The organism is Streptomyces sp. NPDC002838 (assembly GCF_040295365.1).
Classification (GTDB): Bacteria; Actinomycetota; Actinomycetes; order Streptomycetales; family Streptomycetaceae; genus Streptomyces.
In genome coordinates this window covers 1-22425 of record NZ_JBEOVF010000067.1, presented here as the reverse complement: position 1 = coordinate 22425, position 22425 = coordinate 1, and the positions used below count along the sequence as shown (strand labels likewise).

General features: G+C 71.9%; 20 protein-coding genes. 13 read left to right on the top strand and 7 right to left on the bottom strand.

The genetic code is table 11. From position 1 onward, the window contains the following. Positions 1 to 11: 11 nt before the first annotated feature. The 8 genes from ABT063_RS45245 to ABT063_RS45210 all read left to right on the top strand — a co-directional run bounded on the left by ABT063_RS45245 (position 12) and on the right by ABT063_RS45210 (position 7987). Positions 12 to 953: a Zn-ribbon domain-containing OB-fold protein gene (locus tag ABT063_RS45245; RefSeq protein ID WP_351066932.1), complete on the top strand. Its 942-nt coding sequence runs from the start codon at positions 12 to 14 to the stop codon at positions 951 to 953. After that, on the top strand, positions 950 to 1999 hold the full coding sequence (locus ABT063_RS45240; protein WP_351066931.1) for a thiolase family protein: 1050 nt from the start codon (positions 950 to 952) through the stop codon (positions 1997 to 1999). Before ABT063_RS45245 ends, ABT063_RS45240 begins: the two co-directional genes overlap by 4 nt. Then, positions 1996 to 3162, top strand: a complete 1167-nt coding sequence (locus ABT063_RS45235) for a thiolase family protein (RefSeq protein ID WP_351066929.1) — start codon at positions 1996 to 1998, stop codon at positions 3160 to 3162. The genes ABT063_RS45240 and ABT063_RS45235 overlap by 4 nt, the downstream gene beginning before the upstream one ends. Positions 3163 to 3244: 82 nt before the next feature. Beyond that, complete coding sequence (locus tag ABT063_RS45230; RefSeq protein WP_351066928.1) at positions 3245 to 3487, top strand: DUF397 domain-containing protein; 243 nt, start codon at positions 3245 to 3247, stop codon at positions 3485 to 3487. Between the two features lie 142 nt (positions 3488 to 3629). Then, entirely contained in the window at positions 3630 to 4532 is a 903-nt protein-coding gene (locus ABT063_RS45225; RefSeq protein ID WP_351066926.1) for a universal stress protein, read from the top strand. A 129-nt stretch (positions 4533 to 4661) separates the two neighbouring features. Further along, entirely contained in the window at positions 4662 to 4949 is a 288-nt protein-coding gene (locus ABT063_RS45220) for a CGNR zinc finger domain-containing protein (protein WP_502991014.1), read from the top strand. 56 nt (positions 4950 to 5005) lie between these two features. Further along, positions 5006 to 5503: a glycosyltransferase family protein gene (locus ABT063_RS45215; RefSeq protein WP_351066925.1), complete on the top strand. Its 498-nt coding sequence runs from the start codon at positions 5006 to 5008 to the stop codon at positions 5501 to 5503. 261 nt (positions 5504 to 5764) lie between these two features. Further along, entirely contained in the window at positions 5765 to 7987 is a 2223-nt protein-coding gene (locus ABT063_RS45210; RefSeq protein ID WP_351066961.1) for a glycoside hydrolase family 95 protein, read from the top strand. Positions 7988 to 8044: 57 nt separating this feature from the next. Here ABT063_RS45210 and ABT063_RS45205 read toward each other — a convergent pair whose 3' ends face one another. Together ABT063_RS45205 and ABT063_RS45200 are read right to left on the bottom strand one after the other, a co-directional pair. Further along, entirely contained in the window at positions 8045 to 10012 is a 1968-nt protein-coding gene (locus ABT063_RS45205; protein WP_351066924.1) for an N-acetylmuramoyl-L-alanine amidase, read from the bottom strand. A gap of 198 nt (positions 10013 to 10210) precedes the next feature. Continuing rightward, positions 10211 to 11350 carry an aminoglycoside phosphotransferase family protein gene (locus tag ABT063_RS45200; RefSeq protein ID WP_351066923.1) on the bottom strand — a complete coding sequence of 380 codons (1140 nt, stop codon included), beginning with the start codon at positions 11348 to 11350 and terminating at the stop codon, positions 10211 to 10213. A gap of 233 nt (positions 11351 to 11583) precedes the next feature. On the opposite strand from ABT063_RS45200, the gene ABT063_RS45195 reads away from it, so the two are divergent. Further along, on the top strand, positions 11584 to 13080 hold the full coding sequence (locus tag ABT063_RS45195) for a DNA-binding protein NsdB (RefSeq protein ID WP_351066922.1): 1497 nt from the start codon (positions 11584 to 11586) through the stop codon (positions 13078 to 13080). Between the two features lie 43 nt (positions 13081 to 13123). Here the strand turns inward: ABT063_RS45195 and ABT063_RS45190 are convergent, their stop codons facing one another. From ABT063_RS45190 to ABT063_RS45180, 3 genes are all read right to left on the bottom strand, one after another. Further along, on the bottom strand, positions 13124 to 14563 hold the full coding sequence (locus ABT063_RS45190) for a PP2C family protein-serine/threonine phosphatase (RefSeq protein WP_351066921.1): 1440 nt from the start codon (positions 14561 to 14563) through the stop codon (positions 13124 to 13126). 316 nt (positions 14564 to 14879) lie between these two features. Then, on the bottom strand, positions 14880 to 15977 hold the full coding sequence (locus ABT063_RS45185) for a baeRF3 domain-containing protein (protein WP_351066919.1): 1098 nt from the start codon (positions 15975 to 15977) through the stop codon (positions 14880 to 14882). A 133-nt stretch (positions 15978 to 16110) separates the two neighbouring features. After that, a complete protein-coding gene (locus ABT063_RS45180; RefSeq protein WP_351066959.1) occupies positions 16111 to 16545 on the bottom strand; it encodes a PaaI family thioesterase in 435 nt (144 codons plus the stop codon). An 86-nt stretch (positions 16546 to 16631) separates the two neighbouring features. Here ABT063_RS45180 and ABT063_RS45175 point away from each other — a divergent pair, with 86 nt between their 5' ends. Continuing rightward, positions 16632 to 17081 carry a MarR family winged helix-turn-helix transcriptional regulator gene (locus ABT063_RS45175; protein WP_351066917.1) on the top strand — a complete coding sequence of 150 codons (450 nt, stop codon included), beginning with the start codon at positions 16632 to 16634 and terminating at the stop codon, positions 17079 to 17081. Between the two features lie 26 nt (positions 17082 to 17107). Here the strand turns inward: ABT063_RS45175 and ABT063_RS45170 are convergent, their stop codons facing one another. Continuing rightward, positions 17108 to 18688: an alpha/beta hydrolase gene (locus ABT063_RS45170; RefSeq protein ID WP_351066916.1), complete on the bottom strand. Its 1581-nt coding sequence runs from the start codon at positions 18686 to 18688 to the stop codon at positions 17108 to 17110. A 272-nt stretch (positions 18689 to 18960) separates the two neighbouring features. On the opposite strand from ABT063_RS45170, the gene ABT063_RS45165 reads away from it, so the two are divergent. Both ABT063_RS45165 and ABT063_RS45160 read left to right on the top strand, forming a co-directional pair. Continuing rightward, positions 18961 to 19626 (top strand): chaplin, encoded by a 666-nt coding sequence (locus ABT063_RS45165; protein ID WP_351066914.1) that lies wholly within the window; start codon positions 18961 to 18963, stop codon positions 19624 to 19626. A gap of 190 nt (positions 19627 to 19816) precedes the next feature. Then, positions 19817 to 20671 carry a GNAT family N-acetyltransferase gene (locus ABT063_RS45160; RefSeq protein ID WP_351066957.1) on the top strand — a complete coding sequence of 285 codons (855 nt, stop codon included), beginning with the start codon at positions 19817 to 19819 and terminating at the stop codon, positions 20669 to 20671. Between the two features lie 266 nt (positions 20672 to 20937). Here the strand turns inward: ABT063_RS45160 and ABT063_RS45155 are convergent, their stop codons facing one another. Further along, on the bottom strand, positions 20938 to 21423 hold the full coding sequence (locus ABT063_RS45155) for a nucleoside deaminase (protein ID WP_351066913.1): 486 nt from the start codon (positions 21421 to 21423) through the stop codon (positions 20938 to 20940). Between the two features lie 135 nt (positions 21424 to 21558). Between ABT063_RS45155 and ABT063_RS45150 the strand changes: the two genes are divergently transcribed. Further along, positions 21559 to 22335 (top strand): GNAT family N-acetyltransferase, encoded by a 777-nt coding sequence (locus ABT063_RS45150; RefSeq protein ID WP_351066912.1) that lies wholly within the window; start codon positions 21559 to 21561, stop codon positions 22333 to 22335. Positions 22336 to 22425 lie beyond the last annotated feature (90 nt).

Below are 22425 nucleotides of genomic sequence, written 5' to 3'. Positions count from 1 at the left end.
AGACATCCGGGATGCCCGAAGTCCTCAAAGCGCCGCTCGTCGTCGAGTTCCCCTTCACCCGCTCCCTCGGCCCCGTCCAGAGCGCCTTCCTCACCGGCCTGCGTGAACGCGTCGTCCTCGGCGTGCGCACCGGTGACGGCCGCGTCCTCGTCCCGCCCGTCGAGTACGACCCCGTCACCGCCGAGGAGATCCGCGACCTCGTCGAGGTCGCCCCCACCGGCACGGTCACCACCTGGGCCTGGAACCACGAACCCCGCCGCGGCCAGCCCCTCACCACCCCCTTCGCCTGGGCCCTGGTCCGCCTCGACGGCGCGGACACCGCCCTCCTGCACGCCCTGGACGCCCCCGGTCCCGACGCCGTGCACACCGGCATGCGCGTCCGCGTCCGCTGGGCCAAGGAACGCTCCGGCACTATCACGGACATCGCCTGCTTCGAGCCGTACGACGGCGATTCGGCCGAACCGGCGGGCCACACCGGCGAGTTCGCGGACACGGTCACCGGCATCGTCGCCCACGCCCGCCTCGACTACACCTACTCGCCCGGCCGCGCCCAGTCCGCCTACATCCACGCACTCGCCGACCGGCGCATGGTCGGCGAACGCTGTCCGTCCTGCCGCAAGGTGTACGTCCCGCCGAGGGGCGCCTGCCCCACATGTGGCCAGGCCACATCGCAACAGGTCGAAGTGGGTCCGCGAGGCACGGTCACCACCTTCTGCATCGTCAACATCAAGGCGAAGAACCTCGACATCGAGGTGCCGTACGTCTACGCCCACATCGCCCTCGACGGCGCCGACCTCGCCCTGCACGGCCGTATCGCCGGCATCCCCTACGACCAGGTGCGCATGGGCCTGCGCGTCGAAGCCGTCTGGACGGAAGGCGCCCGCCACCCCGACCACTACCGGCCCACCGGCGAACCGGACGCGGACTACGACACCTACAGGGAGCTGTTGTGACGCGAGAGATCGCCGTGGTGGCCTTCGCCCAGACCGACCACCGGCGCACCAGCGAGGAATTCTCCGAGGTCGAGATGCTCATGCCGGTCCTGCACGACGTGCTCGACCGGACCGGCCTGAAGACCGCGGACATCGGCTTCACCTGCTCCGGCTCCAGCGACTACCTGGCCGGCCGCGCCTTCTCCTTCACCCTCGCCCTCGACGGAGTGGGCGCCTGGCCGCCGATCTCCGAGTCGCACGTCGAGATGGACGGCGCGTGGGCGCTGTACGAGGCGTGGACCAAGCTGCTGACGGGCGACGCCGACACCGCCCTCGTGTACTCCTACGGCAAGTCGTCCCCCGGCTCCGTCCGCGATGTCCTCACACGACAGCTGGACCCGTACTACGTGGCCCCGCTGTGGCCCGACTCCGTAGCCCTCGCCGCCCTCCAGGCACAGGCGCTCATCGACGCGGGTGAGACGGACGAGCCGGCACTGGCGGCCGTCGCCACCCGCAGCCGTACGGCCGCGTCCGCCAACTCCCATGCGCAGCTGAGGGGTTCGGTGCCGCACGGGGAGTACGTCGTACGGCCCCTGCGCACCGGCGACTGCCCGCCCGTCGGCGACGGCGCCGCCGCCGTGATCCTCGCGGCCGGGGAGCGGGCCCGGGACCTGTGCGCGCGGCCCGCCTGGATCCGCGGCATCGACCACCGCATCGAGGCGCACGGCCTCGGCGTCCGCGACCTGACCGACTCGCCCTCCACCCGCCTGGCCGCCGAGAAGGCGGGCGCCTTCGAACGGCCCGTCGACACCGCCGAGCTGCACGCGCCCTTCAGCGCGCAGGAGGTCGTCCTGCGCAAGGCGCTCGGGCTGGACGACAGCGTCCGCGTCAACCCCTCCGGCGGCGCGCTCGCCGCCAACCCGGTCATGGCCGCCGGACTGATCCGCATCGGCGAGGCCGCCGCCCGCATCCACCAGGGTGAGTCCGGCCGGGCGCTCGCCCACGCCACGTCCGGCCCCTGTCTGCAACAGAACCTGGTCGCCGTACTCGAAGGGGATCCGCGATGAGCAAGGAGCCCGTGGCCGTCGTAGGGATCGGCCAGACCAAGCACGTCGCGGCGCGCCGGGACGTGTCGATCGCCGGACTGGTCCGGGAGGCGGCCCGACGGGCTCTCGACGACGCCGAGCTGACCTGGGCGGACATCGACGCCGTCGTCATCGGCAAAGCGCCCGACTTCTTCGAGGGCGTCATGATGCCGGAGCTGTACCTGGCCGACGCGCTGGGCGCGGTGGGCAAGCCCATGTTGCGGGTCCACACGGCGGGCTCCGTCGGCGGATCCACCGCGCTGGTCGCCGCGGGCCTGGTCGCGGCCCGCGTCCACGGCACCGTGCTCACCCTCGCCTTCGAAAAGCAGTCCGAGTCGAACGCCATGTGGGGCCTGTCCCTGCCGATCCCCTTCCAGCAGCCCCTGCTCGCCGGGGCGGGCGGCTTCTTCGCCCCGCACGTGCGCGCGTACATGCGCCGCAGCGGCGCGCCCGACACGGTCGGCTCCCTGGTCGCGTACAAGGACCGGCGCAACGCGCTGAAGAACCCCTACGCGCACCTCCACGAGCACGACATCACCCTGGAGAAGGTCCAGGCCTCGCCGATGCTCTGGGACCCGATCCGCTACTCGGAGACCTGTCCCTCCTCGGACGGCGCCTGCGCGATGGTCCTCACCGACCGGGCCGGCGCGGCCCGCTCGCCCCGCCCGCCCGCCTGGATGCACGGCGGCGCGATGCGCAGCGAACCCACCCTCTTCGCGGGCAAGGACGCCGTGTCCCCGCAGGCCGGCAAGGACTGCGCCGCCGACGTGTACCGGCAGGCCGGGATCGTCGACCCGCGCCGGGAGATCGACGCCGTCGAGATGTATGTGCCGTTCTCCTGGTACGAGCCCATGTGGCTGGAGAACCTGGGCTTCGCCGACGAGGGCGAGGGCTGGAAGCTCACCGAGTCCGGGGTGACGGAACTGGACGGGGACCTGCCCGTCGACATGTCGGGCGGCGTCCTGTCGACCAATCCCATCGGCGCGTCCGGCATGATCCGCTTCGCCGAGGCCGCGCTCCAGGTGCGTGGACAGGCCGGAGAACACCAGGTGGAGGGGGCGCGGCGGGTGCTCGGGCACGCCTACGGCGGCGGATCGCAGTTCTTCTCCATGTGGCTCGTGGGGTCGCAACCACCTGACTCCTGAAAGGTCCCCCTCACATGGCCTGTTGGGGGCACGAACCGATCGCTAGGCTGGCCGCGGACGACGAATCGGGAGGAGCACGGACGTGGCCGAGAGCACCATCCAGCAGCAGCCGCTCGCGGGCTGGGACAAGCCGGAGCTGGACCTCAGCAACGCCGAGTGGCACTCCAGCAGCCGTGGCCTGGGAGATGTCCAGATCGCCTTTGTCGAGGGATTCATCGCGATGCGCAACAGCGGCCGGCCCGAGAGCCCTTCCCTGATCTTCACACCCGCGGAGTGGGGCGCGTTCGTGTCGGGAGCGAGGGAAGGGGAGTTCGACCTGACCTGAACCTCATGTGATCCGACAGGCCGATCCGGCGGTGTTCCGCCCGTTTTTCCGGACACGCGACCTCCAGCGCCGTCCTGGAGCCGATGCCTGAGCAAGGCTGGCCCCAGGAAGCGCGAAGTCGTACTCCGGAGGTGAGGAACCCATGAACACCCTGCCGGTGATCGCGGCCGTCGACGGTTCGAACGACAGCCTGCGGGCCCTGGACTGGGCGTTCGACGCCGCCCGCAGGCGTGAGGCGCCGCTGCGGGCGGTCCATGTCCGGCAGTACGCCGCCTGGACACAGCCCGAGGCCCTGGACGCCGGGCCGCCCGATCAGGACGCGGACCCGGTGCTCGACCAGGTGCGCGCCTACCTGGAGGGCCGCGCCGACCGGCCGGTGACCGAGTACCTCGGTCTGGAGGGCGCGCCGGGTGTGCTCCTGCCCGAACTGGGCACCACCGCCCAGCTGCTGGTACTCGGCTCCCGGGGCCGCGGCGGCTTCGCCAGCCTGCTGCTCGGCTCCAACGGCATGGCCGCCGCCCGCGACGCCGAGTGCCCCGTGGTCGTCGTGCCCCGCCCCGGGCGCGAGGTGCACGGCGAGGCGCCGACCGAGCCCGGGCCGCGCGTGGTCGTCGGCCTGAAGGTGGACAGCCCCGACGAGGCCACGCTCGCCTTCGCCTTCACCGAGGCCGCCCTGCGCGGCGCGCGTCTCCAGGCCGTCGCCGCCTACCCCTGGCCGGTCCAGAGCTGGGCGGCCCCCGGCGAACTCGTTCCGCCGATGATCGACCAGGACGCCGTCGAGAGCGAGACGCGGGCCCTCGCCGAGGGCTTTCTCGCCCCGCACGGCGCCCGGCACCCCGACGTCCGGATCGAGCAGTACGTGGCCCCCGGCGACGCGGCCGGACACCTGGTCGCGGCTTCGAAGGACGCCGACCTGGTCGTCGTGGGCCGCCACCGGCGACGTCTGCTGGCCCCCGCCCGCCTGCTGGGCTCGGTCACCCACGCCGTCCTGCTGCACGCCGCGAGCCCGGTCGCGGTGGTGCCCCCGGCGCTGCCGGAGGAGTGAGACACCCGGACCTGATGGGTACCGGCGGCGCGGTCATCAGTCCCGGGCGGGACTGGGTGTCCGTCGTGCCGGAGGGTCAGGGCGGGGTCGAGGTCCGGTCGAGCGCCCCCGCGCACCCCGCCCCGACACCTGCCGGACGCCGACGACTCCGCCACCGATGAGGCGGCCGTCGCCGCCGTTCGCGCCCTGTTCAGCCGCGTCGGCGACCCGCCGGGCAGAGTTCACGGCGGCACTCGCACAGCCCGCGATCGCCTTACTGGACACTCCCGACCGGCAGCGAGACCGCGTGCGTGCCGGGCGCCGAGCTGTGCGCGCCAATTCCTCAAGGAGCACCCGCGACAGGAGTGGTGCGAGCCGTCCTGCGGCAACCGCGCCCGCGTCGCCCGCCACCAGGAACGGCACCGCCAGAACGCCTGAGCTCGAAGAGCCGCCCGCACGTCACGCACCCTGCCAGGGCACGTACCATTGGCCGCATGTCGTTCCTCCGCCGCCGCAGCGCCACCCCCGCCGGGCCCGACTTCGACGTACTGGCCATGGACCCGAGCGACTGGCCGGGCAATCTGGGCGCGGGCCTGCTGCCCGCCCCGGACGGCACCTGCCAGGGTGTGTACCTGCGGTACGACCTGTTCGGCGGCCGCGGCCCCGCCATGATCATCGGCAATCTGCCGGAGGGCTCCCCGGCGCGTGACGTCGCCGAGGGAGAGGTCCCGTTCGAGGTGGGCCAGCTGCTGCTGGCCCTGGAGAACGACGAGGAGGTCAGCGTTGTCGGCACCGAGGACATGCCGGTGATGCAGGGCGACAACCTCCTGATCGTGCGTCGGCTCAAGCTGTCGGAGAGCCGGATCTCCTGCGTGCAGTTCGACCGGAGCGACAACGTCCTGGTGACCATCGCCGCCTGGGACCGCCCCATCACCGACGACCTGTACGCGCTGCTGAAACCGCTCCCGGCGGAACTGTTCCAGCAGGGCTGACAGCCCTGCCTCACCGGCACCTTTCGGACGTTCCCCCGTCCGGGGGTGCCTTTGCTTTGTCATGACTCTTGTCGCCCGGGTGATCGGACCTTTAATGTCCCCAGCATGTCACACGAGTCGCAGGACGTCTCTCGTAGAACCACGCTCAAGGCGGCGGTAGTTGGAGCAGGAGGCATGGTCGTGAGCGGCTCGACCCTCGGTTCCGCCGGGGCCGCCACCGAAGATTCCTCGGATGTATCGGGCCGATCCCTCAAGCCTCTGGTGCTGTGGTACTCAGCGCCCGCCGCGGACTGGGAGCGTGAGGCGCTGCCCATCGGCAACGGCGCGCTCGGCGCCATGGTGTTCGGCACCCTCGCCTCCGAACGCCTGCAGTTCAACGAGAAGACCCTGTGGACCGGTGGCCCCGGCTCGGCACAGGGCTACGACCACGGCAACTGGCGCGCGCCGCGTCCCGGAGCCGTCGACGCCGTACAGGACGACCTCGACGCACAGCGGCGGCTCGACCCGGAGACCGTCGCCGACCGGCTGGGTCAGCCGCGCGTCGGCTTCGGCGCCTACCAGACCTTCGGCGACCTCCACCTGGACCTCCCCGCCGCACCGGCACCGGACGGATACCGCCGCGACCTGAACCTCGACGACGGCATCGCGTCGGTCGCCTACACCGACCAACAGGTCCGCCACCGACGGGAGTTCTTCGCCTCCCACCCGGACGGCGTGATCGTCGGACGGCTCACCGCCGACCGCCCGGGCAGCGTCGCCTTCACCCTGCGCTACACCTCACCCCGGAAGGACTTCGCGACCACCGCGACCGGCGGACGCCTGACCGTACGAGGCGCCCTCGCGGACAACAAGCTCCGCTTCGAGGCCCAGGTCCAGGTCCGCACCACCGGCGGAACCGTGGCCTCCAACGCCGACGGCACGATCACCGTCACCGGAGCCGACAGCGCCTGGCTCGTGCTGGCCGCCGGCACGGACTACGCCGACACCTACGCCGACTACCGCGGAGACGACCCGCACGCCGCCGTCACCCGCGCCGTCGACCGGGCGAAGGCCCGCACCTACGACTCCCTGCGCGCCCGGCACATCGCCGACCACCGCGCCCTGTTCCGCCGCGTCGCCCTGGACCTCGGCCAGCCGTTCCCGGAGGACGTTCCCACCGACCGGCTGCTCGCCTCGTACACGGCCGGCGCGAGCGCGGCGGACCGCGCCCTGGAGGCCCTCTACTTCCAGTACGGCCGCTACCTGCTCATCGCCTCCTCCCGCCCCGGCTCGCTGCCCGCCAACCTCCAGGGCGTCTGGAACCACAGCACCACGCCGCCCTGGAACGCCGACTACCACGTCAACATCAACCTGCAGATGAACTACTGGCCCGCCGAGGCCGCCCACCTCCCCGAGACCACCGCCCCGTACGACCACTTCGTCCAGGCCCTGCGCGCCCCCGGGCGGCGCACCGCTCGGGAGATGTTCGGCACGCGCGGCTGGGTCGTGCACAACGAGACCAACCCGTACGGCTTCACCGGCGTCCACGACTGGGCCACCGCGTTCTGGTTCCCGGAGGCGGCGGCCTGGCTCACCCAGCAGCTCTACGAGCACTACCGCTTCGGCGGTTCCACCGACTACCTGCGCACCACCGCCTACCCGGTGATGAAGGAGGCCACCGAGTTCTGGCTCGCCAACCTGCGCTCCGACCCCCGCGACGGCACCCTCGTCGTCACCCCCAGCTACTCGCCCGAGCACGGCGACTTCACCGCGGGCGCGGCCATGTCCCAGCAGATCGTGCACGACCTGTTCACCAACACCCTCGAAGCCGCCCGCGTCCTCGGCGACGCACCCGACTTCCGGCAGCGCGTCGAGCAGGCCCTGGCGGACCTGGACCCCGGCCTGCACATCGGCTCCTGGGGCCAGCTGCAGGAGTGGAAGGAGGACCTGGACGACCCGGCCGACGACCACCGGCACGTCTCGCACCTGTTCGCCCTGCACCCCGGACGGCAGATCGAGCCCGGCAGCAAGTGGGCCGAGGCCGCCAAGGTCTCCCTGAACGCCCGCGGCGACGGCGGCACCGGCTGGTCCAAGGCCTGGAAGATCAGCTTCTGGGCGCGGCTGCACGACGGCGACCACGCCCACAAGATGCTCGGCGAACAGCTCAAGTCGTCGACGCTGCCCAACCTCTGGGACACCCACCCGCCGTTCCAGATCGATGGCAACTTCGGCGCCACGTCCGGTGTTGTGGAGATACTCCTGCAGAGCCACCACGACGTGATCGAGATCCTCCCCGCCCTGCCCGCCGCCTGGCCGGACGGGTCGGTACGCGGGCTGCGCGCCCGCGGCGGCGCCGTCGTCGACATCGACTGGGCGGACGGAAAGCCCACGCGCGTCGCGCTCACCGCCACCCGGACGCGTCGGCTGACCGTACGCAGCGGCCTGCTGGAGGACGGCGAGACCACGCTCAGGGCCGTCGCCGGACGCCGCTACGAGTGGCGCTGACGTCCGCACGAAGGGCCGGGCCCGCACGGGGGAGCCCGGCCCTTCGGCTGGTGGAGACTACGACCGCGACGGCTCCGCCCGTACGTCCGCCGCCCGCACGAACGCCACCCGGTGGCCGAACTGGATCTCGTAGTACAGGTCCTTGCCGACCACGACCTTGTGCGAGGCCTCGTCGAGGGTCACCGCGTAGTAGTACTCACCCGGCACCTTGTCGCCGACCACGTACCTCTGGCCCTTGAGCAGCTTGTACGGCAGAGGCGACACCGACTGGGCGGGCACTCCCGCCGGGTAGGCGGAGGCCTCCGGGTAGGCGCGCCCGTAGACCGGGACGCTCGCCAGGCCGGCCTTGGGGGTCACCACCCGGCCGGTCGCGTGCACCGCGGTCGGGAACTTCTTCGGGTTCCTGAACCAGGCCTTCTGCCCGAGGAACCAGATCGCCGTCCAGTCGCCGTCCCGGTCGGCGACCGCGTACTGCTGGCCGGTGGACACCCGTGAGGACAGGTCGTTCACCCCGGTGGTCGGGGTCGTGCCCAGGCCGATGTCCTTGATCAGCGGGTAGGACTCGCCGGGCCCGGAACGAAGCCGCACGGCGCTCGACCCGTGGACCGCACAGGGCTCGCCCTTGGCGACGCAGCCCGTGTACTCCGGCCGGTTGGCGGTGTAGTCGGGCCGGACCGTCACCAGGCCGCCGCGCTCGTCGGCGGTGGCCTCGAAGGGGCGGCCCAGCAGGGCGAAGTAGTGACGCCAGTCCCAGTACGGGCCCGGGTCGGTGTGCATGCCGGCGATGGTCGCGGTGGTCGGGCCCGGAACGTTGTCGTGGCCGAGGACGTGCTGCCGGTCCAGCGGGATCCCGTACTTCTCCGCGAGGTACTTCACCAGCCGCGCCGACGACCGGTACATGGCCTCGGTGTACCAGGCGTCGGGGCTCGCCAGGAAGCCCTCGTGCTCCAGGCCGACCGACTTGGCGTTGACGTACCAGTTGCCCGCGTGCCACGCCACGTCCTTGGCCTTCACGTGCTGGGCGATGTGGCCGTCCGTGGAGCGCAGCGAGTAGTTCCACGACACGTAGGCCGGGTCCTGCACCATGGCGAGGACTCCTTCCCAGGGGCCCTCGGTGTCATGGATGACGATGTAGTCGATGCTCTGGGACGCCGGTCGGTCGCCCACGTCGTGGTTGCCGTAGTCGCCCTCCCCGAGATCTTTGTACGGAGCGGGGATCCACTCGCAGGACACCGTCTTCGGGCACTCCGTGCCGCCCGCGTCGAGCGTGCGCAGCCCCGTGCGGGCCAGCTGAGCGGTGTCTGGTACCAGGTTCGGCTGGGCGGCCAGGGCGATCCGCTGACCGGCGTCGGTGATGCGTTCCCCACCGGTGCGCAGCACGTCGTACACCTCGTTGGCGTATGCCGCCGCCGTCGCGCGGTCGCCCGCGCCGGAGAACCGGGCCACCGCCCCGTACCACTTCTCCGGGTCCTTGCTCAGCGGCTCGCCCAGGTCCTTCTGGGCGGCGGCCAGCAGGGCGGCACCGCCCGCCACGTTCGCGGCGGCATCGGTGCGCAGCCGCTCGGCGGAGAAGCCGGTGAGCTCGGCCGCCTTGGACAAGGTCCTGAGGCGGGCCGGGAGTTCGTGGTTCTTCGGGACCTTCGCTTTGGGAAGCAGCGGCGGGCGGGCACGGTCGCCGCGCGCGTCCTCCTTGCCCTCGCTGTGGTGCGGCGCGCCGGCGAGCGCGGTGCGGGCGTCGGTCAGATGCATGGGGCCGTATCCGCCGGTCACACTCGGCGCTCCGCCGTGCGCGTCCCAGCGGGACTGGAGGTAGGAGACGCCCAGGAGCACGCTCTGCGGCACGTGGTACTCGGCGGCCGCGAAGGCGAACGCCTGCCGCAGCCGGTCCGCGGAGGCCCGGCCGTCGGGCGGGGCCGCGCCGAGCAGCGGCAGCAGCAGGGCGGCGGAGGCCACCGTGCCGGCGGTTCTCCGTCGGTTGTGTCTGTGCCCGGCGGCTCTGCCGGTGCCGGTGGCGGATCCTCTCAATGCAGCCTCCTGGGACGGTCGGGCGATGAGCCGTGCGGGCCGGGGTCCGTCTGTGGTATTGGCCTGCCGACGATCCGTCAATCATGCCCAGGGACGAGTGATTTCTTCCGTTCATCAGGTTTTACGGGAGTTTCGTGGCGGACATACGACGGTCCGCGGTGCGCCAGCACAGCGGCGCACCGCGGACCGTCATCCCCGTCAGCGAGTGCCGACCGCCGCGCGCACGGCCCGGCGGGCCAGCTGGCAGTCGTCGTGCAGCCGCCTGAGCAGCAGCCGCTGTTCCTCGCCGGACGGCGCAGCACCCGGGTGGGCCGGTCCCGGTGCCGCCGGGGTCGTGTCGTGCATCGAACGCTGCACGGCCGTCTCGTAGGTACGGATCTCACGGGTCAGCACGAGCATCAGGTTCACCAGGAACGAGTCCCGCGAGGCGGGACCCGCCGACTGGGCGATCTGGCTGATCTGCCGCCGGGCCACGGGCGCGTCGCCGAGGACCGACCACAGCGTCGCCAGGTCGTAGCCCGGCAGGTACCAGCCCGCGTGCTCCCAGTCCACCAGCACTGGACCGGCCGGTGACAGGAGGATGTTCGACAACAGCGCGTCGCCGTGGCAGAACTGGCCCATGCCCTGCCGGCCCGCGGTCGCCGCGATGCCGTGCAGCAGTTTCTGCAGGTCGCCCATGTCCCGGTCGGTGAGCAACCCCAGCTCGTGGTACCGGGAGATGCGGGCCGCGTAGTCCAGCGGGGCGTCGAAGGTGCCCGCCGGCGGCCGCCAGGCGTTCAGCCGGCAGATCGCGCCGAGTGCCGCCCTGATGTCCGCGCGGGGCGGGGCCTCGGCCGGGTGCCGGAGCAGTGCCGCCACCCGGCCGGGCATCCGCTCGATGACGAGGGTGCAGTTGTCCGGGTCCGCCGCGATCAGTCTCGGCACGCGCACCGGAGGGCGGTGCCGGACGAACGAGCGGTATGCGGCTATCTCGTGGCGGATCCGCTCGGACCACACGGGGGAGTGGTCCAGTAAACACTTCGCGACGGCCGTGCTGCGTCCTGTCGTGCCGACCAGGAGCACGGAGCGTCCGCTGCGGCGCAGCACCTGCACCGGGGCGAACTCCGGACAGATCCGGTGCACCGACGCGATCGCCGTGCGCAGCTGGGCGCCCTGGGAGCCGGACAAGTCGAGTCTCCCGCTGAGCGGCTGGGTGCCGAGCCCCGGAACACGCCGGGTCATGCCCGCGCCGAGCACGGGGGCCGCCGGGCGTGCGGGGTCGAGGTAGGGGCCGCCACCCGCCGGACGGGGGTGCAGCGACCGGGGCGGAGCGGACACGGAGGACGATGCTGTGTACATGGGCGAAACAGATCCCTTCGTGTGCCTGCGACGTCAGTGCGCTACCCGGCCCGGCCCCCGGGGAGCACCCTGGGGAATGTCCCTCGGCGACCGGGTCGGGGTGGCGCTTTCCTACCTGACACCCGATGCCCAGTGGCACACCATCTGGCGTGCCCTGGCGAACCCTGGCGAATAGTCGCCCGGCAACTCTCACCGGGCTACTGTCAACTCAGCCGAGAACCTGGGGGCTTGACGTGAGCGGACAACCCAACTCCCGCCTTGCGGACCTGTTCGGCCTGGCCGGCTGGTCCAAGGGTGAACTCGCGAGGCTGGTCAACCGGCAGGCGGCGGCCATGGGCCACCCCCAGCTGGCGACCGACACCTCCCGGGTGCGGCGTTGGATCGACATGGGAGAGATCCCGCGCGATCCGGTGCCGCGGGTGCTGGCGGCTCTGTTCACCGAGCGTCTCGGCCGTGTCGTGACCATTGAGGACCTCGGTCTGGTCCGGCACGGGCGTGCGGGGAAGCGGCCACGCGGCGGGAGTGCGGAACATCCCGACGGAGTGCCGTGGGCGCCCGAACGGACCGCCGCGGTCCTCACCGAATTCACGGGAATGGACCTCATGCTCAACCGACGCGGCTTGGTGGGCGCGGGTGCCGTGCTCGCCGCGGGATCCGCACTCAGCAGTGCCATGTACGACTGGCTGCACACCGATCCGGCCCTGACCGCCGACGCTCCCCAGTTCGACGACCCCCTGCACGCCGACCCCGCTGGGTTCGACCGCTACGAGGCCGCCCCCATCGGATCGCAGGAGATCGAGGAACTGGAGCGCTCGGTCGAGGTGTTCCGGGCCTGGGACGCGGCCCGCGGAGGCGGGCTGCAGCGCAAGGCAGTCGTAGGCCAGCTCAACGAAGTGGGCGGCATGCTCGCCTACCGTCACCCCGACCATCTCCAGCGGCGCCTGTGGGGCGTCGCCGCCAACCTCGCCGTCCTCGCGGGCTGGATGTCGCACGACGTCGGCCTGGAGCCCACGGCTCAGAAGTACTTCGTCATCGCCGCCCATGCCGCGAGAGAGGGCGGCGACCGGCCCCGCGCCGGGGAGGCGCTCTCCCGAGCGGCTCGCCAGATGGTGCACCTGGGCCGGCCCGACGACGCGCTCGACCTGATGAAGCTCGCCCAGTCCGGCTCCGGTGACGAGGTGCTGCCACGCACCAAGGCGATGCTCCACACCATCGAGGCCTGGGCACAGGCCTCCATGGGCAAGGGTCAGGCCATGCGCCGCACCCTCGGCCAGGCGGAGGACCTCTTCGTCTCCGACCGGGGCGACGTGCCGCCGCCGAGCTGGATGCAGACCTTCAAGGAGGAGGACCTGTACGGCATGCAGGCCCTGGCCTATCGCACGCTGGCGGAGCACGAGCCGGGTGCGGCCGTGCACGCCCAGCACTACGCGGAGAAGGCCCTGTCCCTGCGCGTCGACGGCCGGGAGCGGTCGAAGATCTTCGACCATCTGTCCATGGCCTCGGCCTGCTTCATCGCCGACGACCCCGAACAGGCGGACCGGTACGCACGGCTGGCCCTGATGGCGATGGGATCGAACTCCTCCCGTCGTACCTGGGACCGGCTGGCCCAGATGTACCGGCTCACCGCCGAGTACGCCACCTACCCGAAGATCCAGGAGCTGCGGGAGGAGATCAGGCTGGCGCTGCCGAAGGGCAAGAAGCCAGGCGGCGGCAACAGCGCGCGGGCATAGGGAGAACAGTGCACAGGCACAGGGCGACTGTGCCGTCGTACTCTCATATCACCCTGGCGACGAGTACGCAGGCGTCGTCCTCGCGCTCTCTCTCGCCGAACTCCTCCACGACCGTCCGCACACAGTCCTGTGCGGTTCGGGCCTCGCCGAATCGGGGGGCCAGGTCGAGGAGACGGTGCACGGTGTCCGTCCGGGTGTCCGTCCGGTCGTGCAGGGGCACCAGCCCGTCCGTGTGCAGCAGAAGCAGATCGCCTGCTTCGAGGGTCTCTTCGGCCTGCTCGTAGGAGGCACCGGAGGTCGCGCCGAGCAGGACGCCGTCCGGTGCGTGCAGGGTGCGCCCCGTCCCGTCGCGGAACAGCAGCGGGGCGGGGTGTCCCGCCTGGGCCCACACCAGGGTGCGGGTCTCGGGGCGGTAGCGGCAGCAGACCGCGCTGCCGAGGGCCGGCTGCACGGTGGCGTCGAGCAGCTGGTTGAGCCAGGCCATCAGCTGACCGGGCTGAGTGCCGGCCATCGCCATGCCCCGTACGGCGCCCAGCAGCATCGCCATGCCCGAGGTGACCGCGACGCCGTGCCCGGTGAGGTCGCCGACGCTGAGCAGGGTCTCGCCGTCGGCCAGTTCGAGCGCGTCGTACCAGTCGCCGCCGATCAGCGCGCTGGTCGACGACGGCAGATAGTGGGCCGCCAGATCGAGCGTCTCCGGTCCCTGGTGCGGGAGCCGCAGGGAGCCGCGCCACGGCGGCAGCACGGCCTCCTGCAGCTCGACCGCGAGCCGGTGCTCGGTCTGCGCGCGGTGCCGGTGGCGTTGTAACGAGTCACGGGTCTCGTTCACCGCCCGCTGGCTGCGGCGCAGTTCGCTGACGTCCCGCAGCACCGCCCACATCGATGCGGTACTGCCGTCAGCGGCGAGCACCGGCTCGCCCATCATGTGCACGGTCCGTACGTCGCCGTCCGGGCGCACGACGCGGAACTCCCCGTCGATGGGCTTGGCGTCGACGAGGCAGTCGGTGACCATGGCGGTCAGCTTCGGCCGGTCCTCGTCGAGCACCAGGGACGGCAGTTCGTCGAGGGTGAGCGGGGGAGCTGCGGGGTCGCGGCCGAGGATCTGGTAGAGCTCTCCGGACCAACTGGCCTCGTCCGTCAGCAGGTTCCACTCCGCGCTGCCGACCCGGCTGAGCAGCGAGCCGCGCCGGGGGGCGGGCGGCGCGGCGGGGACGGAGGGTGCCGCCCCGGGGGGCGCGGGCACGGACGGCGGGCCGTCCCGCAACTGCGCCAAGTGCTCGTCCAGGTCGTTGAGTTGGTGCAGCGCGAGATCGCACAGCGCGCGCTGCCACCGTTCCTGCGGATCAGCACCGTCGCTCTGCGTGTCCCTCCGTACGGCGTCCACGTCGCCCTTGAGCCGTCGCGTCTGCGATATGAGCGCGTCGACCGAGCCGCGTCCTGGCGGCTGGGCGGCTGGGCGGTCCGCAGAGAGATGGGACGGCATGACGCACTCCGATGCGGGACGGTACGACCAAGGCGGACGGAAGGACCGTTACGACTCTTGCACAGCCCGCGACGCCCTGTAAGGGATTTGGCAACACACGATACGGTGGTGCTTCTGGCATATGCCACAGTCTTCACGGAGCGACTGTGGCGTGCGTCTGGTGTACGACACCGGGCGGATCAAGTCGTAGGCGACGTACGTGAATTGAGGGGTTGGCGGGGTGGCCGACGCGGTCTTCAGTTGTGTGTTCGACGGCCCTCTGTTCTAGGAGTCTGGCATATGTGGCTCGGGCCGTGCCAGACCGCGTCCAGAGGCGTCAGTACCGCAACACGCCCGCGATCCCGTCGGCGTCGCCCAGTGTGCCGTCCGGTACGAACCGGACGTCGGCGCCGGTCTCCAGGCACTGTTCGACGATCTCGTCCACGATGTCCTCGCGGGCGTCCAGGTCACCGCTCTCGGCCGGGATCAGGTGGGCGCCGCCGTCGTCGCGCACCGTCACCCGGTAGTTCTCCTCGACGGCCAGCAGCCCCACCCGGCCCTCCCGGGCGTTCTGCCAGACCTCGTCGACACCGGCCGCGAACGCCCGGCGCCCGCGTGCCGATTCGAGTTCCCGCGCCACGGTGTCGGTGCTGTTGCGGGCCTCGGCGGCGACCAGCGGCTGGACCGCCTGCCACACGGCCTCGTGCGTACCGTGCGCCAGACCCCCGTGCGGCACGTGGGCGGCGTCCTTGGTGACGCTGCCGATCTCGTCCAGGCAGGACAGCGCGGCCGGCTCGCCGGTGACGTACAGCGGCCTGGTGTCCTCGCGCAGGACCGCGCTCATCATGGTGTCCGCCTCGCGCAGGAAGTGGCGGGTGTCCTCGTCCCGGAAGGCGCTGGGCAGGTCACCGATCCGCTCCTGGCGTTCGGCGTCGAAGTTCTCGCGGCTCCTGGTCAGCGGGAAGCCGCCGGTGCGGGCCTCGGTGACCCGGTCCGTGCCGCCGCTCCAGAGGGTGACGCGGTCGGCGGAGACCGAGAGCACCCAGAAGGGGTGTTCGGCGGCCTGCGCGGAGACCAGGTTGCGGGTCAGGAAGGTGTCCGCGAGCACCACACGCTCGGGCACGGAGCGGGCCAGCGACCACACCTGGTGCTCACCCGGAGCGGCGAAGATCACCAGGCCGTCCTCGGCGTGCGTCAGGTCCACTTCGGTGAGCGCCTGGTCGAGCTGCCGCGCCACGTCGGCGCGCCGCTCCCGGGGAACGGCGGGATCGGCCTCGAGCTGCCTCTTGGCCTCGGCCACGACATTGCGCAGTCGGACCCGGTCCTGTGCGCTCCCGGGCTCGCGGCGGTGCGTGGGTGTCAGCACGGACACCGCGGGATACGGGCGCGGGCGGCGCAGGTCGGTGAGGGTCGCGGGGCTGAGTGCGTGCTCCATAGCAGCACCATAGGTCTGATTCCGGGATGGGGCATTTGGGGCAATCGGTTGCGGGCGTCGCTGGGGCGCCGCCGGAGGACGTCCGGCCGTATCGCTGATTCACGACGGTGCGATGCCCCGACGGCCTCCCGGCTCACGCCGATGGCTGTCCGGTCCCGTTCACGGCGATCGTGCCCTGGGCCACCGCACACAGGGTCGGGGTGCCGTCGCCCTCGACGGTGGACAGGTCGCAGCGGCAGACCACGCGGGTGCGGCCGGCCCGGACCACCCGGGCTTCGGCGCGCAGGACGTCGCCCCTGGCCGGCCGCAGGTAGTCGATGGTGAAACCGGCGGTGATCAGCCGGGCACCGACGGCGGAGCCCGCGGCGAAGGTCAGCGCGTTGTCCGCCGCGTAGCCGAGCACTCCGCCGTGCACGAAGCCGTACTGCTGGAGCAGCTCGTCACGGATGTCCAGTTCGAGGGTGGCGGCACCGTCGCCGAAGGTCACCAGCCGCGTGCCGAGCAGCACGCTGAAGGGCTGAGCGGCCAGGACCTTCCGGGCGAGCGCCAGATCCAGGGAGTCGTTCACGTCATCCGGGGAGTCGTTCACATCGACCTCACTTCACTGGTGAAGTGAGGGTGGCGCGGGTCTGTCGCCTCTGTCAAGATCGGCCCATGTCCGAGCCCGATCAGCGCCTGTTCTTCCTGTTGCAGCAGGCCGCGCACCGGCTGCGTACCGTCGCGGACCGGCGCTGTCTGGCCGCCGCCGGGATCACCACGGCCCAACTCGGCGCGCTGTTCGCGGTGCGGGACCAGCCGGGCATCACCCAGCGGCACCTCGCCCACACGCTCGGCCTGCGCGAATCCGCCATCACTGGACTGGTCGGACGGCTCACCGCGGCCAGTCTCCTCGCCAAACGGACACACCCGAGCGAACACCGGGCCGTGGTCCTGGAGTTGACCGAGGCGGGCGCTGCGGCGCTGCGGGCGGCGCAGCCGGAGATCGACCGCTGCAACGCCGAGTTGCGCGCGCTGCTCGGCGACGACGGCTTCACTCAGACGGCCCGCGCGATGGGCCGCCTCGCCGGCTGGGAACCCGGAGTGACCGACGCGGGCCCACCCTGAGGCAACCCGCCCTTGTCGGCCGTACGTCAGTCGCGGTCGTCCTCGGGTCCGCAGGAGCTGCCGTCGGGCGGCAGGGAGCCGTACAGCAGGAAGGCGTCGACCTTCCGGTGCACGCACTTGGAAGACGCGTAACCGGTGTGGCCCTCGCCCTTGTTGTCGAGCACCACCGCCGAGTCGCCGAGCCGCCGCGCCGTCTCCACGGTCCAGCGGTACGGCGTCGCCGGATCGCCGCGGGTGCCGACCAGGAGCATCTTCGGCGTGCGGACGTCACGCACGCGCTCGCGGATGAAGTCGGTGCCCTTGGGGCGGCCGTAGCACATCAGGTACTCGGCGAGCCGGTAGCGGCCGAAGACCGGGGAGGCCTGGTCGTACTCGGCGCGCAGCCGGCCGAGGTCCCGGGTGATCCGGTCGGCTGCGGGGCGATCGGGATCGTCCGCACAGTTGATCGCCATCAGCGCCGACTGAAGATTGTCGAGGGGCACGTCCTCCTGATCGACCAGGCCGCCGTCGGTCGCCGTCCCGGCGCGGAAGCCGGCCCCTCCGCCGGAGAACCCGAGGAGCGGATTCGTGTCACCCTCCTCGACCAGCGCGGCGAGCGCCCGCTCCAACGACGGCCACATCTCCTTGCTGTAGAGGGCATGACCGATGGCGCCCACGAGGTCCTGTCCGGTGAACTCGTCGCCGAAGTCGGTCGGCACCGGATCCTGGTCGAGCGATTCGACGAGCCGTACGACCTCCTCCCGGGCCGTGCGGGCGTCCGTACCGAGCGGACAGGCGATGTCCTTCACGCACCAGTCGACGAAGTCCTCCAGCGCCGTCTGCTGCCCCGCTGCGCCCGCCACGCCCTGCTCGGACAGCGGCTCGGTGAGCGTGTCCACGCCGTCGAGCACCAACCGGCCGACCTTCTTGGGGAACTGCGCCGCATACACCGCGCCCAGCCGGGTTCCGTAGGAGAAACCGAGGTAGTTGAGCTTCTCGTCGCCGAGGGCCTGGCGCATCACGTCCAGGTCGCGTGAGGCGTTCACCGTGCCGATGTGCGGCAGGACGGGCCCGGAGTGCTTCGCGCACGTGTCGGCCGCCTTCCGCAGCCGCCCCAGGACGGCCTGCGGGTCGCCGCCGAGATCCGTGTCCTCGTCCAGCACCGCCGCGGCCCCGTCTGAGCCGTTGCCGCAGCTGACCGGAGAGGACCTGCCGACGCCCCGGGGATCGAAGGCCACCACGTCGTAGCCGTTCGTCAGGTCCATGAAGTCCTTGGACCCGGCGGCGAGTTCACTGACGCCCGCGCTGCCCGGCCCGCCGAAGTTCAGCAGCACCGAGCCCCGGGACTTCCCCGTCGCCCGGTAGCGGGCGAGCGCCAGCTCGAGGGTGCCCGCCTCCGGTTTCGCGTAGTCGAGGGGGACGGTGACCTTCCCGCACTGGAGGTCCTCGGGCATCTCCACGCCCTCGCACTTCGACCACGTGACCTTCTGCCGGTAGAACCGCGACAGATCGGGCTCGGAGTCATCCGCGGTCATGACCGGCAGCCCCACGCCGAGCAGGGCCAGTCCCACGCCCGAGGAGAGCGCGCAGCGCCGGAACGTGGGCCGCGTCGACAGCTTGGCCAGCATGAATGCCTCCAGGGACGCCTGCCGCGGTCCGGAAATCGGCGTCCTCGATCACGATAAGGGGACCTCGGAAGGCACGCCTCCGCACGAGCGGGACCCTGGGATGCGCCTTACCCTGCGCTCCCGCGATCAGCTCATGACGGTTTTGCCATCAGTTCGACAACCATGCCACTCGATGGGGTGAAAGGCCGATTAGCCATAACTCGGATTGGTTCACTCACGTTCTATGCGATGCGGGCGAGTGCCCGCGTCCATGTCTGGAAGGCAGGGAACCTATGAGACGGGTTACCCGAAACGGTGTGATCACCGTCGCCGCCGCCTCCGGGGCGATGGCCATGGCTGTCCCGGGGTACGCCGATTCCGCGGCGGACGGCGCCGCGGCAGGCTCGCCCGGGGTGATCTCCGGCAACACCGTGCAGCTCCCGGTGCACATCCCGGTGAACGTGTGCGGGAACACCGTGAACGTGGTGGGGGTCCTCAACCCCGCGGCGGGCAACAGCTGCGCCAACGTCGACGAGGGCGGCGGCGACCGGCGCAAGGCGTCCGGCGGAGCGGTGGCGAAAGGCGGCGGAAAGGATTCACCGGGCGTGCTCTCCGGCAACGGCGTGCAGCTCCCGGTCGACCTCCCCGTGAACGTCAGCGGCAACACGGTGAACGTGGTCGGCGTGGGCAACGCGGCCGTCGGCAACGAGTCCGTGAACAACCCCGGGGACCGGCCCGACGGTCCCGGGCGCCCCGTCCGGCCGACACCGAAGCCGACCCCGCCGACCAAGGCGAGTCCGGGTACGGGGTCCGCCCCACACACCCACGGGCGCCACTCCACGGGAGCCCTCGCCGCCACGGGGGCGGACCTGGCCCTGCCCGCCGTCGCTGGCAGCGCGGCGCTGGTCATGGGCGGGGCCGCGGTGTACCGGCGCTTCCGCCCCCGGGCGGAGCGCTGACCGACCGGGAAGACGGAAGGCTCCACCGGCGGTGACCGGTGGAGCCTTCGCCGTACGGCGGCACGGCCACGGTGGCCGACGCCCGTCAGCCAACGGCTAGATCGCACCGTGACGCCCTCCCGGAAGATCGGCAAGGATGCTCGTACGGCCGATCGCCGCCCGCTACGCCCCCACAAAAATGGAGCGCACCATGACCTCACCGGCCCCCGAAGGTCTCGTCGTCACGCAGGCACGCCTCGACGACTGGCCGGTCGTCAGCGGATGGGCGGCGGACGAGGGATGGAACCCGGGACTCGCCGACGGGCCGGCGTTCTTCGCCCAGGATCCGGACGGCTTCTTCCTCGGCCGGATCGACGGCGAGCCCGTGTCGTCGATCTCCGTCGTCAACTACGGCGCCGACTACGCCTTCCTGGGCTTCTACCTCGTACGGCCCGACCTGCGCGGCCTCGGCCACGGCCTCACCACGTGGAAGACCGCGATCGCCCACGCCGGAAACCGCACCATCGGACTCGACGGAGTCGTGGCGCAGCAGGCCAACTACCGCCGGTCCGGCTTCGAACCCGCCTACCGCACCGTCCGGTTCACCGGCACCGCGCCCGCGACCGAGAACCCGGCCGACGTCCGTGCCGTGCGGCCGGCCGACCTGGCGGACATCACCGCGTACGACAGCGCGTGCGCCCCGGCCGACCGTCCGCTCTTCGTGGCCGCCTGGCTGACCGCCGACGGCCACCGTGCCGTCGTCCGCCGCACCGGCGACCGCGTCACCGGCTACGGAGTGATCCGCCCCGGCCGCGACGCGCTGCGCATCGGGCCACTGTTCGCCGACACCGCCGAGGACGCCAGGTCCCTGTTCGCCGCCCTGACCGCCGACGCGGCCGGGAGTGAGATCGCCGTCGACGTCCCCGAGACGAACCGGGCGGGCATCGCCCTCGCCGAGGCGGCGGGCCTCACGCCCTCCTTCGAGACGGCGCGCATGTACACCGGACCGGTACGGCCGTACGCCCAGGACCGCGTCTTCGGCGTGACGACGCTCGAACTCGGCTAGGGCCCTCTGATGGATCTCCGGGGGAGAAGGAGCGGCGTCCGGTGCGTGCTCTCGGCGTGCCGCGCAAAAGCCCTCGATAGGGGTCCCCCCCACGCGAGCGAAGCCGAGCGTGGGGGAGGCGCTGCTTGGGCTTTCGCGCGGTGCGGCGAGTGGGGGCACCGCCCACGCCCTTAAGGCAGTGGGGGAGCGTGCCGGGCGTCGCGACGCCGCGGAGATCCATCGAAGGGCCCTAGTGCCGGCCCACCCGCGCCGGCCGCCGCGGCCGCTCAGCCCTCGCCGCGATGGAAGCGGCGGTGCAACGCTCGGACCTCCTCGGTCAGTTCGGGCACCGGGCCCTCCACGGTCACGCCGGGCGCCACCTCGTGGACCGGCAAGGTCCGCACCGGCGGGGCGGGTACCGCCAACTCGCCGAGCCAGGACGCCAGTTGCTCCGACGAGGCGACGTACACGATGCGTCCGAGGCCCACCCAGGCGTGCGCGGCCGCGCACATCGGGCAGTGCTCGCCGGACGTGTAGACGGTCGCGGCCACCCGCTCCTCGGGGGTCAGGTGGGCCGCGGACCAGCGCGCCAGCTCGAACTCGGGGTGCCGGGTGCGATCGCCGGAGGCCACCCGGTTGTGGTCCTCGGCGAGCACCGTGCCGTCCCCGCCCACCAGCACGGAACCGAACGGCTCGTCCCCGGCCTCCAGGGCCTCGGCCGCCAGCTCGACGCAGCGACGCAGGTACGGCAGTTCGGCGTCCTTCACGACCATGACGTACGGCCCTCCTCGTGACGTGGTGGTGGTCTCCGCAGCGCAGACTACGCGGCGCCGCGCGTCCGGTGAGGGGTGCGTACGGCGGTCGTAAACGACGTTGCCGCGGGGGCGTCCGAATGGTGGACTGAGCGCATGGATCAAGCCGCGGTACTCGCACTCTTCGACCGGGACCTGCGCGAAGGCGCCCAGCCCGACGGCCCCGACGCCCGCATCGAGCGGGTGGGGAAGGTGATCCGCCAGGTGGCCCCGGCGCAGGGCTGGAACGGCGTCGTCTGGTCCGACCTGGACGAGGCGGGCGCCGACGCGGCGATCGCCGACCAGGTCGCCCACTACACCGGGCTCGGCCACGAGTTCGAATGGAAGCTCTACCGGCACGACCGGCCGGTGGACCTCGGACAGCGCCTGAGGGCCGCCGGGTTCACGCCCGAGCCCGAGGAGACGCTGATGATCGGCGAGGTCGCCGACCTGATCCTGGACGCCGAGCCGCCGGAGGGCATTCGCGTCCTGCCCGTCACCGACCGGGCGGGCGTCGATCTCGTGGCGGACGTGCACGAGAAGGCGTTCGGCACCGATGCCTCCCGGCTGCGCCACCAGCTGCTCGCCCGGCTGACGGGCGACCCGGACACCGTCGTCGCCGTCGTCGCCCTTGCCGGAGACACGCCGGTCAGCGCCGCTCGCATGGAGCTCGTGCCCGGCACCCGCTTCGCCGGGCTGTGGGGCGGCGGCACCGTCGAGGACTGGCGCGGCCGGGGCATCTACCGCGCGCTCGTCGCCCACCGGGCCCGGGCCGCCATGGACCGCGGCTACCGCTATCTCCAGGTCGACGCCTCCAGCCAGAGCCGCCCCATCCTGGAACGCCTCGGCTTCCACGCCCTGACCACGACCACGCCGTACGTGTACGTGCCCTAGTACTGCAACGGTGCTTGCCGTGACTGGTGGCCAGGTTGGTCGTTGGTGTGCTTGTGGGTGGGGACCTTGCTGATGTCAGGTTGTGGGCGA